Origin of the sequence: Myxococcus sp. AM011, from assembly GCF_013372595.1 — a bacterium.
GTDB lineage: Bacteria > Myxococcota > Myxococcia > Myxococcales > Myxococcaceae > Myxococcus > Myxococcus eversor.
Genome location: NZ_JABXEM010000062.1, coordinates 1 through 12,909, shown reverse-complemented (window position 1 = coordinate 12,909; position 12,909 = coordinate 1). Strand labels below are relative to the sequence as shown.

Annotated in this window: 11 protein-coding genes; 7 read left to right on the top strand and 4 right to left on the bottom strand. The window is 68.9% G+C overall.

Annotation, left to right across the window (positions count from 1 at the left end; all coding sequences use genetic code 11):
- Positions 1-65: 65 nt before the first annotated feature.
- The 3 genes from HUW62_RS15330 to HUW62_RS15320 all read left to right on the top strand — a co-directional run bounded on the left by HUW62_RS15330 (position 66) and on the right by HUW62_RS15320 (position 2,242).
- Positions 66-323, top strand: a complete 258-nt coding sequence (locus tag HUW62_RS15330; protein WP_141643904.1) for a hypothetical protein — start codon at positions 66-68, stop codon at positions 321-323.
- 155 nt (positions 324-478) lie between these two features.
- Positions 479-1,372: a hypothetical protein gene (locus HUW62_RS15325; protein WP_176434895.1), complete on the top strand. Its 894-nt coding sequence runs from the start codon at positions 479-481 to the stop codon at positions 1,370-1,372.
- A 102-nt stretch (positions 1,373-1,474) separates the two neighbouring features.
- Positions 1,475-2,242: a MerR family transcriptional regulator gene (locus tag HUW62_RS15320; RefSeq protein WP_176434894.1), complete on the top strand. Its 768-nt coding sequence runs from the start codon at positions 1,475-1,477 to the stop codon at positions 2,240-2,242.
- 6 nt (positions 2,243-2,248) lie between these two features.
- Here the strand turns inward: HUW62_RS15320 and HUW62_RS15315 are convergent, their stop codons facing one another.
- From HUW62_RS15315 to HUW62_RS15300, 4 genes are all read right to left on the bottom strand, one after another.
- Complete coding sequence (locus tag HUW62_RS15315; protein WP_176434893.1) at positions 2,249-4,843, bottom strand: YfhO family protein; 2,595 nt, start codon at positions 4,841-4,843, stop codon at positions 2,249-2,251.
- Positions 4,840-6,348: a hypothetical protein gene (locus tag HUW62_RS15310; RefSeq protein ID WP_176434892.1), complete on the bottom strand. Its 1,509-nt coding sequence runs from the start codon at positions 6,346-6,348 to the stop codon at positions 4,840-4,842. Before HUW62_RS15310 ends, HUW62_RS15315 begins: the two co-directional genes overlap by 4 nt.
- A 128-nt stretch (positions 6,349-6,476) precedes the next feature.
- Positions 6,477-7,205 (bottom strand): hypothetical protein, encoded by a 729-nt coding sequence (locus tag HUW62_RS15305; protein WP_176434891.1) that lies wholly within the window; start codon positions 7,203-7,205, stop codon positions 6,477-6,479.
- Positions 7,206-7,423: 218 nt separating this feature from the next.
- Positions 7,424-7,834: a methylglyoxal synthase gene (locus tag HUW62_RS15300; RefSeq protein ID WP_176434890.1), complete on the bottom strand. Its 411-nt coding sequence runs from the start codon at positions 7,832-7,834 to the stop codon at positions 7,424-7,426.
- A gap of 760 nt (positions 7,835-8,594) precedes the next feature.
- Between HUW62_RS15300 and HUW62_RS15295 the strand changes: the two genes are divergently transcribed.
- The 4 genes from HUW62_RS15295 to truA form a co-directional block, all read left to right on the top strand.
- The gene (locus HUW62_RS15295) at positions 8,595-9,920 is read left to right on the top strand and encodes an amidohydrolase family protein (protein WP_176434889.1); all 1,326 of its coding nucleotides are present in this window, start codon (positions 8,595-8,597) and stop codon (positions 9,918-9,920) included.
- Between the two features lie 14 nt (positions 9,921-9,934).
- Entirely contained in the window at positions 9,935-10,909 is a 975-nt protein-coding gene (locus HUW62_RS15290) for a class I SAM-dependent rRNA methyltransferase (protein WP_176434888.1), read from the top strand.
- Between the two features lie 36 nt (positions 10,910-10,945).
- Positions 10,946-12,253 carry a serine/threonine-protein kinase gene (locus tag HUW62_RS15285; protein ID WP_176434887.1) on the top strand — a complete coding sequence of 436 codons (1,308 nt, stop codon included), beginning with the start codon at positions 10,946-10,948 and terminating at the stop codon, positions 12,251-12,253.
- 1 nt (position 12,254) lies between these two features.
- Positions 12,255-12,909: tRNA pseudouridine(38-40) synthase TruA (gene truA / locus HUW62_RS15280; protein WP_176434886.1), on the top strand; the 655-nt coding region annotated here is incomplete at its 3' end.

Here is a 12,909-nt window from a genome sequence, read left to right as displayed (position 1 = left end):
GTACTGTGCTTTTCAACCCCGAGTAACAGGGTGTCTTTCCCGTTCTGAACCCCCAGGAGACTTCCATGAAGGCGATCTCGAAGAAGAACCAGCTCCGCAAGGCTCGTGGTCAGGGCATGACCGAGTACATCATCATCGTTGCCCTCATCGCGATCGCCGCCATCGGCGTCGTGACGCTGTTCGGCGACAACATTCGCAAGCTGTTCGGCGCCTCCGCGGCGGCCCTGGCGGGTAACTCCAACGTCGCCAACGACGGCCAGAGCTCCAACGTCGCCCTGAACAAGAAGACCATGAAGAGCTTCGGCGAGAACAACGCCTACTAAGCTTTCATGTCTCGGAGGCGTCGCCTCTCGGCGGTGCCTCTGCTCACGTGGCGGGAGTCCTCTTCATCGAGGGCCCCGCCATGTTTCTTTGTGCGCTCGTGCTTGGCGGCCCTGCAGGTGGCCGGGAGCGCGACGCGAAGTCCAGGATGGCCCCCTTGAGTGACTCCACCTCCGCGGACTCCGCCATGCTGCGTCGCCGGGTGGTGCTGTACCGGACGCTGTCGCTGGTGCTGACGGTGTTCCTGCTGGCGGTGCTGTTCGCCGTGAAGCGCGCGATGACGGTGCCCGAGGACCCGGAGGTGGAGGTCTTCGACGTGCCCGCCGTCTTCGAGTCGCTGGCGAAGAAGAACCCCGACGCCGCCGATGTCTCCGACACCTTCTTCTTCTCGGACACCGCCACGGTGCACCTGCACGTCATGGGGCGCGGGCAGGCGTGTCCGCTGCACATCCACCGCCGCACGCATGAGGCCACCGTCATCGTCGCGGGGCAGGCGGAGGTGCATCAAATCTGGGGGAGGGACGGTGTGCTGGCGGAGCGTCGCGGGACGCATCATCCCGGCGCGCTGATTGCCTCCGAGCCCTTCACCGGCCACGCGTGGTTCAACCGCGCCGAGGACCGGATGTTGGGCAACCTCGTGTTCGCGACGCCGCGCTTCGACGGCAACCTGTACGTCGAGCCGACGGATGCGCGCCTTGCTCAAGGGCCGGAGCCCTTCACCTATGCGCCCACCCGCGCGCTGGTGCTGTTGGCGGAGCAGGCCGGTGGCGTGGCGGTGGAGACGTTGCCAGCGCTGGAGGGGAAGATGTCGAGCGTGGTGCTCGCCAAGGGGGAGCATGTCCTGACGGCCACGCGCGCGGAGCCCGTCATCGCCTATGTGGCGGAGGGCGCGGGCTCGCTGACTGCCGCGGAGGAGCGGCCGGTGAAGCCGGGCCAGCTCTGGGTGCTGCGGCGCGATGCGACAGTGCGCGTGGCGGAGGGGGCCTCGTTGATGCTGTATGTCTTCCGCCCTCCCGTGGACGCTCCTCCGGACGTGGCACGAGGCGAGTGAGCCCGTGACAGGCCGCCCGCTCCCGCGCGGCGTCTCGATGTCGGGAGGGGTTGACCCTCACGCGACGTGAGGCCTTAGACATCTCCTCCGAGGTGAAGAGAGATGGCTCTGACGGTCAGCCAGGTGGCCCGATTGGCGAAGGTCAGCGTTCGGGCGCTGCATCACTACGACGAGCTCGGCCTGCTGTGTCCTTCCGGGCGCAGCGATGCGGGCTATCGGCTGTACACGCAGGCGGACCTGGAGCGGTTGCAACAGGTGCTCTTCTTCCGGGAGCTGGCCTTCCCGCTGGAGGAGATCCGCCGCATCCTGACGGACTCTCGCTTCGACCTTCGCGCGGCCTTGCTCATGCAGCGGCAGTTGCTGACCGAGCGGGCCTCGCGGCTGGACGCACTCCGCCGCGCCGTGGACGCGGCGTTGGACGCACTGGACCAGGGGACGACGATGGACCGTGAGGCGATGTTCGAGGCGTTTGGGGACTTCGACCCCTCGAAGTACGAGGCCGAGGTGAAGGAGCGCTGGGGCGACACGGAGGCCTACAAGGAATCCGCCCGGCGGACCTCGCGCTACAAGAAGGAGGACTGGAGCACGCTCAAGGCGGAGGGGGACCAGCTCATGAAGACGCTCGCGGAGCACCTGGGCGCCGGACATGCGCCGACGGAGCCCGAGGTGCTGGCGCTCGCGGAGGCGCATCGCCAGTACATCTCGAAGTGGTTCTACCCGTGCTCGTACGTCATCCACCGGGGGCTCGGGGAGATGTACGTGAGTGACTCGCGCTTCACGGAGAACATCGACAGCGTGAGGCCCGGGCTCTCGAGGTACCTGCGAGATGCGTTCGTGGCGAACGCCGAACGCAACGACGTGGAGTCGTGAGGTCCGTCACGCACGGGCGAGCGGACGCCGTCTCGCCTTGAGCCATACGAAGCCGAGCCCCGCCCAGCCGAGCAGGGACAGCAGGAGTCCCGCGCGGAAGCTGAGCGGGGTGTAGTCGAAGCGGACGTGGTGCTCGCCGGGGGAGAGGCGCACGGCTCGCAGCGAGTGGTCCGCGCGGTGGATGGGGGTGTCCTTGCCGTCGACCGTCGCGCGCCAGCCCGGGTAGTAGCTGTCGGAGACGATGAGGTAGCTGTCGTCGCAGGCCCTCACGTCCAGCGCCAGGTGCTGGGCTCCGGTGCTGGAAGTGCGCACGGTGCCTTCGCATTCGGGACGTTCGATGGGTTCGCCCGAGGCGAGGAAGGCAATCTCCCGGAAGGGCTGGTCCGCATCCAGCACCGCCTCCAGGGCCTCGTCATCCGTGACGACGCGGGCGCGCTGGACGAGGAACGCTCGGGGCAGGGCGGTGCGCGAGCGGGACAGGGTGGTGCCGTCCTCGGCGCGGTGGAGCAGCTCCAGGTCCTCGAATGGGGGCGGGCCCTGGCGGAGGTAGTGGGTGACGCCGGCCAGGTCATAGACGCTGCGCTCTCCTGCGAGGTGGAAGCGGTCCGAGCGCATGGGCTCGGGGGCGCCGTAGCCTTCGAGGGCGGGCAGGCGCTCCTCGACGAAGCGGTTCGGCATGAGGCGGTCGAGGCTGCGCTCGATGGTGTTCGTCACCACGGCGCGAGTGGGGTCCTCGGGGCCTTCGATGTCCGCGCTGATGCGCCCCTGGAAGGGCTGGGGCAGCAGGGCGCGCAAGGAAAAGGGCTGCCGCAGCGAGTCCCAGGACGTGTACTTGGGAATGCCCAGCAGTGAGTGCGCCGCGGCGAGCTCGAGGACGGCGAGCGCCGCGAGTCCATGGCGGACGCGACGGGGGCGCGCGAAGGACCACGGCAGCAGGAACAGGATGAGGGTGGCGAGCCCGAGTGCGAAGGGCACCCAGGGCGCACCGGCCTCGGCGGAGGCGCGCATGGGGAGCATGCGCACCACGGGGCCGATGGCGGCGATGGCGGCACCCATGGCGACGAAGGCGATGGCGGCCTTCAGTCGGGAGGGAGGTAGCTTTCGTGCGAGTCGGCCCAGGGCATCCAGGCCGAAGGCGGAGAGCACCGAGAGACAGAAGGCCGCGCCCACGAAGTACTTCGCTGGATAGCGGAAGAGGGAGAAGGGCGGCACGGACTGGAGGACCCAGGCCGAGGGCGGGAAGTGGCGGCCCAGGCTGAGCATCACCAGCGCGAGTGCGCCCACCAGGAAGGGCCGTGCGCGACGAGGGCCATGCAGTCCGCCGACGATGGCGAGCGCGCAGGGCAGGGTGCCGAGAAAGAGGTTGAGGATGAACCACTGGTCCTCGCCCCAGTACCTGTCGCGAGGCCAGTCCGCGAGCGGCCACACCGAGGACAACACCTGGGGCCAGGACACGGACCAGGCGAGCTGCTCGGCCCAGCCGCGCTGGGAGCGCAGGGAGTTTCGAGCGAACTCGGCCGTCGGGAACAAGGCCACCGAAGCGAGCACGGCGGACAGGACGAAGCCACCGGTGACACGTGCCACGGCGAGCCCTCGGGCCCGGAGACCGGTCCGTGTGTCGCGCGAGTTGGAAGGGGCTTCCCTCTTGGGGACGCTGTGGAGCTGAGCATCGCGGGAGAGCGCTTCGCTGCTCGTCGATGGATGCCCCGCTGCCGTACCGTGCTCTTCGAGAAGGTCGGTGGCCTGCGCTTGCTCAAGTCCCGTGCTCGGGAGCCTCGCGGTGCCGGAGGCAGCCAGCTGGTCCCCACCGAGTGGCCGATGGCCCTCCTTCGGCAGCTCCGAGGTGGAGCCGAACGGAGGCAGGCTCGACTGCGCGACTTCGCCGCGATTCGTTGCAACCGCGGCAAGGGCACCAGGGTCGGTCAGTCCACGCGTCGCCGGGGGGGCTTCGTGAGCCCGACGCCCCGATGCATCCGTGAGGAGCGCCACCAGCACCGCGACGATTCCCTGCCACAGCGTGGTCTCCGGCGAGCCGGCGAAGAGAGACAGCGCGGAGAAGATGGCGAGGCGCGCCAGCGGACCGGGACCAGGCCGGTGCGAAAGGTCATGCGCGGCGAGGAGGATGAACCCGCTCCACGCCGCCGCGTCCACGACGTTCTGCTGGATGCCCAGGTCCGTCATCATCGGCGACAGGCCGAACATGGCTCCCGCGACGAGTGACGCGGGCCACGAGGCACGCAGCTTCCTGACGAGCAGGAACACCCCCACCGCCGCGAGCGCCGCGTGCGCGACGTGCATCACCGTCATCGAGGCGATGGGGCCGGAGATGAGCACCGCCACCCAGCGCGGCGGATAGAACACCTGCGAGTAGAGCGTGGCCGCGAAGGGTTGCCCCAGTCGGAGGTAGGGCGTCCATAGCGGCAGCTCGCCCGCGCGCAGGGACTCCAGCAGGAAGGCGGAGTCGGGAAAGAAGATGCGGAACACGTCGCGCCCGGCGAGCAGCTCTCCTCGCAGCACCGGGCTGTAGGCGAAGGCGAGCATCGCCACGAGGCCCACGACGGCGAGCACCGCCTTCCGTGCGTCCCTCTGCCGCCCCGTCATGGGTGGCCCGTCGCAGTGGCGCGCTCGCGAATCCACAGCACGTAGTTGCCGTCCCGTGCCTCCTCGCGCCAGCCACCGAGCACCTTCAGGTTGTCGAGCAGGATGTTGCCGGGGTTCTCGATGTCCCAGAGCAGGTAGTCCGGATCATATCGGGTCAGGGCATCTTCCCAGCCGGGCTCGCCCCAGACGAGCTTGTCGTAGTCCTCGTGGACCGACATGGGGAACGGGTCGTTCCGGCTGTCGATGAACACCTTGTAGTCCGCGCCCGCGAAGAATGAGATCGGCCCGCCGATGACGAAGGGGTTGAGCACCTTGCCCGGAGGGTGCTTGCGCAGCGCCTCGAAGACCGGGATGGGGATGACGGAGCGCTTCACGCCCTGCTCGAATGGCATCGGGTTCTGCGCATGAATCAGGACGAGCCCCGCCAGGGCGAGCGTCGGCCAGAGCGCGCCTCCGGCCTTGTCACTCCATCCGGCTGTCAGTGCATCGAACCGCGCCCAGAAGCGCCTCCACGCGCCGACTGGCGCATCCGCTGCCACGGCGATGTCCCGGCTCAAGGCGACGTGCTCCAGGAGAGCGAGCGCCAGCAGCACGGCGGCGAAGGGCGCGTGGCGCTGCACCTTGATGGCGGCGAGCCCGAGCACGAAGGCGGGAAGGAGGATGGCGACCTTGCGCACGCGGGCCTGTCCCACTGCGAAGCAGGCCGCGCCACCGAGCGCGAGGTAGGCCCAGCTCGACGCGAGGTCCAGGTTGAGCGGTCGCCACTCGACGATGGTCTGAGTGGACGGCAGCAGCGAATGGTGGAGCGGGTACAGGTAGATGTTGAGCCCGTCCGGCCCCAGTCCCGCCATCAGGAACGCCGCGACACTAAAGCCGATGGCGCGCAGCGCGCGACGGCGCGCCTCCGGAGTGCCTTCATCGAGGGCCTGGCCGACGGCGGTGGCGCCGAGCAGTGCCGGGCCGAGCAGCCAACTCCCGTGGACGTTGGCCCAGACGGCGCCGAGCAAGGGGAACACCCAGAGGCTGCGGTCATTGCCGGCGCGCCAGGACTGGATGGCGAGCACCGCGAGGGTGAAGAGCAGGTGCCCCAGATGGTAGGGGCGCTCTTGCGGCCACGTGGGGGCGTAGACGATGAGGAGGGCCGCGAGCGTCGCCACGGCGAGCAACCCACGTCGCCCCGAGGCCGAGCGCTCCAGGACGGTCCACAGGAGCATGAGGTTGAGGGCGACGAGGCCCGCGACCAGCAGGGCGGGCCCGGCGGCACCCAGCCATCGGACCAGGGCGACGCAGAGGACACCGAAGCCCCACTCGTGGGGGACCCAGCCCGCGGTGCCGGTGACGCTGAAGGGGTCGATGCGAGTGAAGCCGTTCTTCAAGACGAACTGTCCACCGGCGAGGTGGAAGAACAGGTCGAAGTTCTTGAGCGGCGACATCCCGAGCCGCACGGTGAGCACCAGTGCCGCCAGGGCCGCTGGACCGGGAAGGAGGAGGGACCGCGTTCTCATGTGGGCCGCAGGCTACTTCGCTCCTGGGGCCCCTGCGAAGGCATGCCTGCAGGGAAGTGCAGGGGGCGGGCAGGGGGCGGCTTGACCATCACGCTCCAGGCCCGCTACCAGTCTACGGGGCATTTCGGTCAGTCGAGCCACTTGCCCGCCGGGGCGAGCTTCACGATAGCGGCCTCGATCTCTCCATCGAGGTCGCTGGTCAGTTGATCGCGATCGGCGTCCACCGTGGAGGTCGTGGTCGTCTCCGTGACCGTGGTGCGGTTGCGGTTGCCCATCCGTCGCGTGCTCACGCTCTTCGTGGTGTTGCTCACCTGGTCGCGGCGACCTTCGCTGGTGAACGAGATCGGAAAGCCACCGATGGGCTTTCCGTCGGCAAGGTCGAAGGCGACGACGTCTCCCTCGAAGGAGCGCCCCTTCACTTCGCGGGTGCGCAGCACGAAGACGTAGGCGAGGTTGGCGCAGGCATCGAGGTACTCGATGGCGACGTTGGCGTGCACGTTGGCGGCGGTCTGCTGGCCGTAGGTGCCCTTGGCGAGGAGCTGGCCGCAGGCTTGAACCAGATTGGCCTGACGCACGCGCATCTTGTAGTGCGGAGGCTCGTCCTTGAAGACCGATAGATCGTCGAGGTCCTCGGCGTAGACCACGGTGCCGGTGCGCAGCGGCGTGGTCGTGAGGAAGGCCATGACGAGGGGTGACGCGCCGAGCGTGAGCGAGCCCTCCTTCACCGGCGGCAACGCCCGAGCCTGGTCCGCGATCGACGTCACTTTGGCGAGCTTTGGGGCCACGGCCATGCGGCGCTGCTCGATTGCCTTCTTGACCTCACTGCCGCAACCCGTAGCCAGGACCGCCGCCAGCAAGAGTGCTCTCTTCGTCACGCTCAATCTCCCCCCTGCTGCGCCGTGGGACTGGCGAGATGTCGGACGAGCAAGACGACCTCGACCTCTCAGTCTCGCCCTCGAAGCTCCGCGTCCCAGGGCGCACGGTTCATGCCGCAACTATAGCCAGACCCGCCGCCGCTCGGGTAGGGCCCAGGGAACACAAACCAGCTCCATCACTTCAGGACCGCCTGCGCGGCTCATGCCGATTCCCTTCCTCCGTCGCTCATTCCTGCTGCGCGTTGCTGGAGTTGAGACAACACCAGATGTGCGGACGCTATGTTGGTCGCGCACGGCGTATTGTGCACTTCGCAGGCGCGGAGCAGGGCGTTGATGTCCGGTTCGTGCCCCTGCGGAGTCATCGGGTCGCGCAGGAAGATCACGCAGTCGATCTCTCCTTCCACCAGCAGCGAGCCGATCTGCAGGTCTCCGCCAAAGGGGCCAGAGTGCTTGCGGTCCACTTCGAGCCCCAGCTCGTTGATCAGTCGGTGGCCGGTGGTGCCAGTGGCGGTCAGCGTGCAGGTCGAGAGGAAGCCCTTGTATTCGGCGGCCAGGGCGATCATCTCGTCTTTTTTCGTGTCGTGAGCAATCAGCGCGATGCGGAATTTCATTCAGGATCCCCCAGACATATCGGCTCAACTCGTAACATCGCCCTCCGTTCTTCCGCACCAAAAGACCTCGACCCTGTCCCTCCGGACAATGAGCCTCATTGAGCCTCATTGTTCACCAATACAGCGTATCGGCCAGATGGACGCCTGTTGAAGGGAAGGGGCCGCCGGGAGCGAGGAGGGCTGCCCGAGCGATGCTCCCGGCCGGGGCGAGCGGGCTGTCCCTGCGGGGCGGCAGGTGCCCCTCGGTGAGTCCCGCACGCGGGGATGAGAGCGGGCCAAGGCGAGGAAAGACGGGCCAGGGCGAGACAAAGAACCGACGTGAGCCTGCTGCGACAGTGGGTAACGCGCGTCCTGCCTGAGGTTTCCTATCGCCTTGAATGCGGATTCGAATCCCAGGCTCACCACTGTTCGGTGCGCCGTCGCAATCACAGAAGGAGCCGAGGCTGGGGCCAGGCTGCTCAAGCCACTGGCCATGCCCACCAGTCCCGAGCCTCTCCCGCGGTTGATTCGCCGTGCTCCGCTGCCTCCTCCCGGCCCCGCGCGCAGTGCCTTCCTGATTCGTTGGCGGGTGACATGCCCCGCTCGTCAGAGAGGGGACGACTCCGAGGCGGTGGGCTGTCCGGTCCAGGGACCCCTTGACCTGGCGGCGCGGCGCCCTGCCCTGAGTCGCCTCCTCTGGCAAGTCTTCGTTTCGGACCCCGGATTCCGGGACTTACCCCGCGCTCGTCTTCGTGGACCCGTGCTATGACAGTTGCCGGACATGGAAGGTCGCCTGCTGCTGAAAAACTGCGCTGTGTTCCGGGCGGATGGCCGGGTCCGGCGCGGTATGGCCGTAGTCGTCGAAGGCGGGGTCATCCGCCGTGTCGCGCCGGATGCCCAGGTGCCTGTCCTTCCGGGTGACTGGGAAGTGGCCTGCCGAGGCCGCCTCGTCGCCCCCGGGCTGGTGGACAGCCACTCGCACCTCGTCAATGGCCAGCTGTTGCCACCCAATGGCCAGTTCCTCCTGCTGCCCCCCCGCGAGCGGCTGGAGCGCATGCGCCGCGTGGCCCGCCTCGTGTCCTCCGAGGACATCGAGGCCCTCACGCGTTTCGCCGCCGCCCGCGCGCTGCGCGACGGTGTCACCCTCGTCGTGGAGCACCTCGCCTGTTCCGACGTCGCCGGAGGGCTCGATGCCCAGGCCCGCGCCGCCGAGAGCGTGGGCCTCCGACTGGTGACCAGCCACGCCACCCACAGCATGGACGGCGCCGCGCAGGCCGATGCGTGGCTGGACGCCAACGCGGACTTCGCCCGCCGCTACGCGAAGCACCACCTGGTGCGCGGGGCCCTGGGCTTCCACGCCTCGTACACCTGCGAGGACACGCTCCTCTCGCGCATCTCCCGCCTCAGCGCGGAGCTTGAGGTCCCCACCGTCTTCCACCTCGCGGAGAACGAGGACGACCTCAGCACCACCTACGCCCGCCACGGTCAGCGCGTGGTGCCCCGGCTCGACGCGCTCGGCCTGCTCGGTCGTCGCGCCATCGCTGGCTACGCGCGCGCGTTGGACAGCTCCGAGGCCGCGCGCCTGGAGCAGACGGAGACGTTCGTCTCGCTCGCGGCGCGTGGCGTGCGCACGCTGGAGCGCGGCACGGACCCGATGGAGGCCATCCTCCTGCGGCTGCACCTGCTTGGACTGGGCACGGGCGGCCACGGCACCCTCCAGGACGAGCTGCTCGCGGCCCTCGTCGGCGTGCTGCGCATCTCCCGCGCGGGACACCTGCCGGACGTGGACAGCACGCTCGCGCACCTGCTCGTCAACGGCCCCGCGGAGCTGTGCACGCGCCTGTTCGGCCTGCCCTCGGGCACCGTGGAGGAAGGCAGCCTCGCGGACCTCGTCGTCTACGACTCCATCCCCGCGGCCGACCCCGAGACGGGCTACTCGCCGTATCTCATCGGGCAGCTCGCCCGCTCGCCCGTGGCCTGGACCATCGTCGACGGACGCGTCCGCGTGCGCGAAGGGCAGCTCCTGGGCACCGACTACGTGGACCTCTCCCGCGCCGCGACCGAGGCGCTCGAGCGCGTCTGGTCTCGCGCCCGACTGGGAAGCTGATACAGGGAGGGCCCATGCCCACCCTCGTGGACACGCTTCGGACCGCGCAAGCCCGGCGCGGCCCCCTGTTGACCGACGCTCGCACCACCGCCTTCCGCGTCCTCCACGGCGAGGCCGACGGCGTCCCCGACGTGACGGTGGACCGCTTCGGCGGCCTGTATGTCCTCAGCCTCTACCGCGACTTCACGCCCTCGGAGGAAGAGGCGCTGCTCGACGCCGCCATGACGGCCTGGGCGCCGACGAGCCTCTATCTCAAGCGCCGTCCCCGCGAGGCGCGAGTCCTCGCCAACGTGGCGAAGGAGACGCTGGCCCCGGAGACCGCAACCCGGGGCGAGCCAGTGGAGTCCCTCACGGCCCTGGAGAACGGCCTGTCCTTCCTCATCCGCCCCGGCCAGGGCCTCTCGGTGGGGCTGTACCTGGACATGCGCGACACGCGCGCGTGGCTGTTGAAGGAGTCGCGCGGCCTCACCGTGCTCAACCTCTTCGCCTATACCTGCGCGTTCGGCGTGGTGGCGATGGCGGGAGGCGCGAAGCGGGCGCTCAACCTGGACGCGAGCCGCCGCGTGCTGGAGTGGGGCGAGGAGAACGCCAGACTCAACGGCCAGCCCGTGGACCGCTATGACTACGTGGCCGGGGATGTCTTCGACTGGCTCAAGCGCCTGGCGAAGAAGGGCGAGACGTTCGACCTCGTCATCGCGGACCCGCCGTCATTCTCCAATACGAAGGAGGCCCGCTTCTCCGCCGCTCGCGACTACGCCCGCCTGGCCGAGGCCACCGCGCGCGTCGTCTCGCCCGGAGGCCGGCTGGTCGCCTGCTGCAACCATGCGGGCCTGCCAGCGAAGCGCTTCGAGGCCATGGTGTCGGAGGGCCTCTCGCTGGCCGGACGACAGGGCAGGGCGGTGAACTCCTCGGGCCCTTCTTCCCTCGACTTTCCGAGCCCTCCGGGCCAGGAGCCGGCCCTGAAGGTCCACGTCGTCCAACTTCGTTAGCGCCGAGCCCCCTGGCGCGGGTAAGGTCGGGACGCCATGTCTCCCGTCGCACCGCAGCAGCGCGAAACCGGTCGCTTTGGAAAGTACCGGCTCATCGACCGCATCGCCGTCGGAGGGATGGCGGAGATCTTCCTCGCGCATCAGGAAGGCGAGGACGGCCGCGAGTCGCCCGTCGTCATCAAGCGCATCCGTCCGCACCTGTCCAAGCACGCGGCCTTCGTGAAGATGTTCCTCAACGAGGCCCGGCTCGCTTCCCAGTTGAACCACCCCAACGTCGTGCAGATTCACGACCTGGGCAAAATCGCGGAGAGCTACTTCATCGCCATGGAGTACGTGGCCGGCCGGGACATGCGCCGCGTCGTGCCCAAGGCGGAGGCGCTCGGGATTCCCTTCCCGCTGGTGTACGCGGTGAAGATTGCCTCGTGCGTCTGCGCGGGCCTGCACCACGCGCACACGAAGGCGGACCTGTACGACAGCCCGCTCAACATCGTCCACCGGGACGTGTCGCCGGAGAACATCGTCGTCGCCTTCGACGGCTCGGTGAAGATTCTCGACTTCGGCATCGCCAAGGCCGCCAACCAGGTGGGCCAGACGCGCACGGGCGAAATCAAGGGCAAGCTCAGCTACATGAGCCCGGAGCAGTGTCTGGGCAAGGCGCTGGACTGCCGCAGCGACGTGTTCTCGCTCGGCGTGGTGCTCTACGAGTGGCTCACGGGCTTCAAGCTCTTCACGGGCGAGTCCGAGGTCGCCGTGATGCGCAGCATCACCGAGGGGAAGATCTACGCGCCCTCGTACTTCCGCGAGGACCTGCCCGAGCGCGTGGAAGTCATCCTGATGAAGGCCCTGGAACGCGACAGGGACAGGCGCTACCAGACGGCCGCGGAGATGCAGAAGGACTTGGACGCGTTCCTGGACGCGTACGACTTCACGCCCACGCCGCTGCACCTGGCCAACTTCATCAAGCAGCTCTTCGAGGAGGAGCTCCAGGAGGAGCAGCGCCGGCAGCGCAACCGCGTCGCCGCCGCGCCCACCTCCGAGGAGGCGCTGGAGCTGTCGGAGGTCGTCGCCACGTTGGACCCCGTGACGCCTCCAGCTCCGGCGGCGCCTCCTGTCCCGACCCCGGTGTCCGAGCCCGCTCCCGCCGTCACCGCGCCGCTCACCATTCCCCCGGGCATCGCCGCGCTGGCGCCGGGTGGCCCCGACGAGCGTACCGAGCCGCGCATGCTGGCCGTGCCCCTCTCCGCGGAGGTGCTGGAGGCGGTGGAGAAGGTGGCCCGTCGCAACGACGTTGCCCCGGGACGCATGGTGGCGGAGCTCCTCGAGTCCTGGCTCAAGTACCGCTGACATGCCTCGGCTGAAGCTGACGCTCGAATACGAGGGCACTCGCTACGTGGGCTGGCAGGTACAGCCCAATGGACGCTCGCTCCAGGCGGTGATGGAGGAGGCGCTGTCCCGGCTCTTGAGTGAGCCGGTGTCCGTCCGTTCCGCCGGGCGCACGGACTCCGGCGTGCACGCCACGGGGCAGGTGATTTGCTTCGACACGGAGCGGGTGCTGCCCATGAAGGCGTACGTCATGGGGCTCAACGGCATCCTGCCGCACGACGTGGCGGTGGTGGACGCGGTGGAGGCGCCCGAGGGGTTCGACCCGCGCCGCTGGTCTCGCGGCAAGCGCTACCGTTACCGGCTGAACAATCGCCGCACGCGCTCTCCGCTGCACCGCACGACGCACTGGGAGGTCTTCGCGCCGCTGGATGTCGCGGCGATGCGCAGGGCGGCGGCGCACCTGGTGGGCCGGCATGACTTCTCCGCGTTCCGGGCGGCGGACTGCCAGGCGAAGCACGCAGTGCGCGAGGTGCGCAGCGTCACGGTGGAGGGAGAGGCCGGAGGCGCCATCTCGATTGTGGTCGAGGGCACGGCCTTCTTGAAGCACATGGTGCGCAACCTCGTGGGGACGCTGGTGGAGGTGGGCAAGGGGAAGCGGCCCGAGGCGTGGGTGGGGG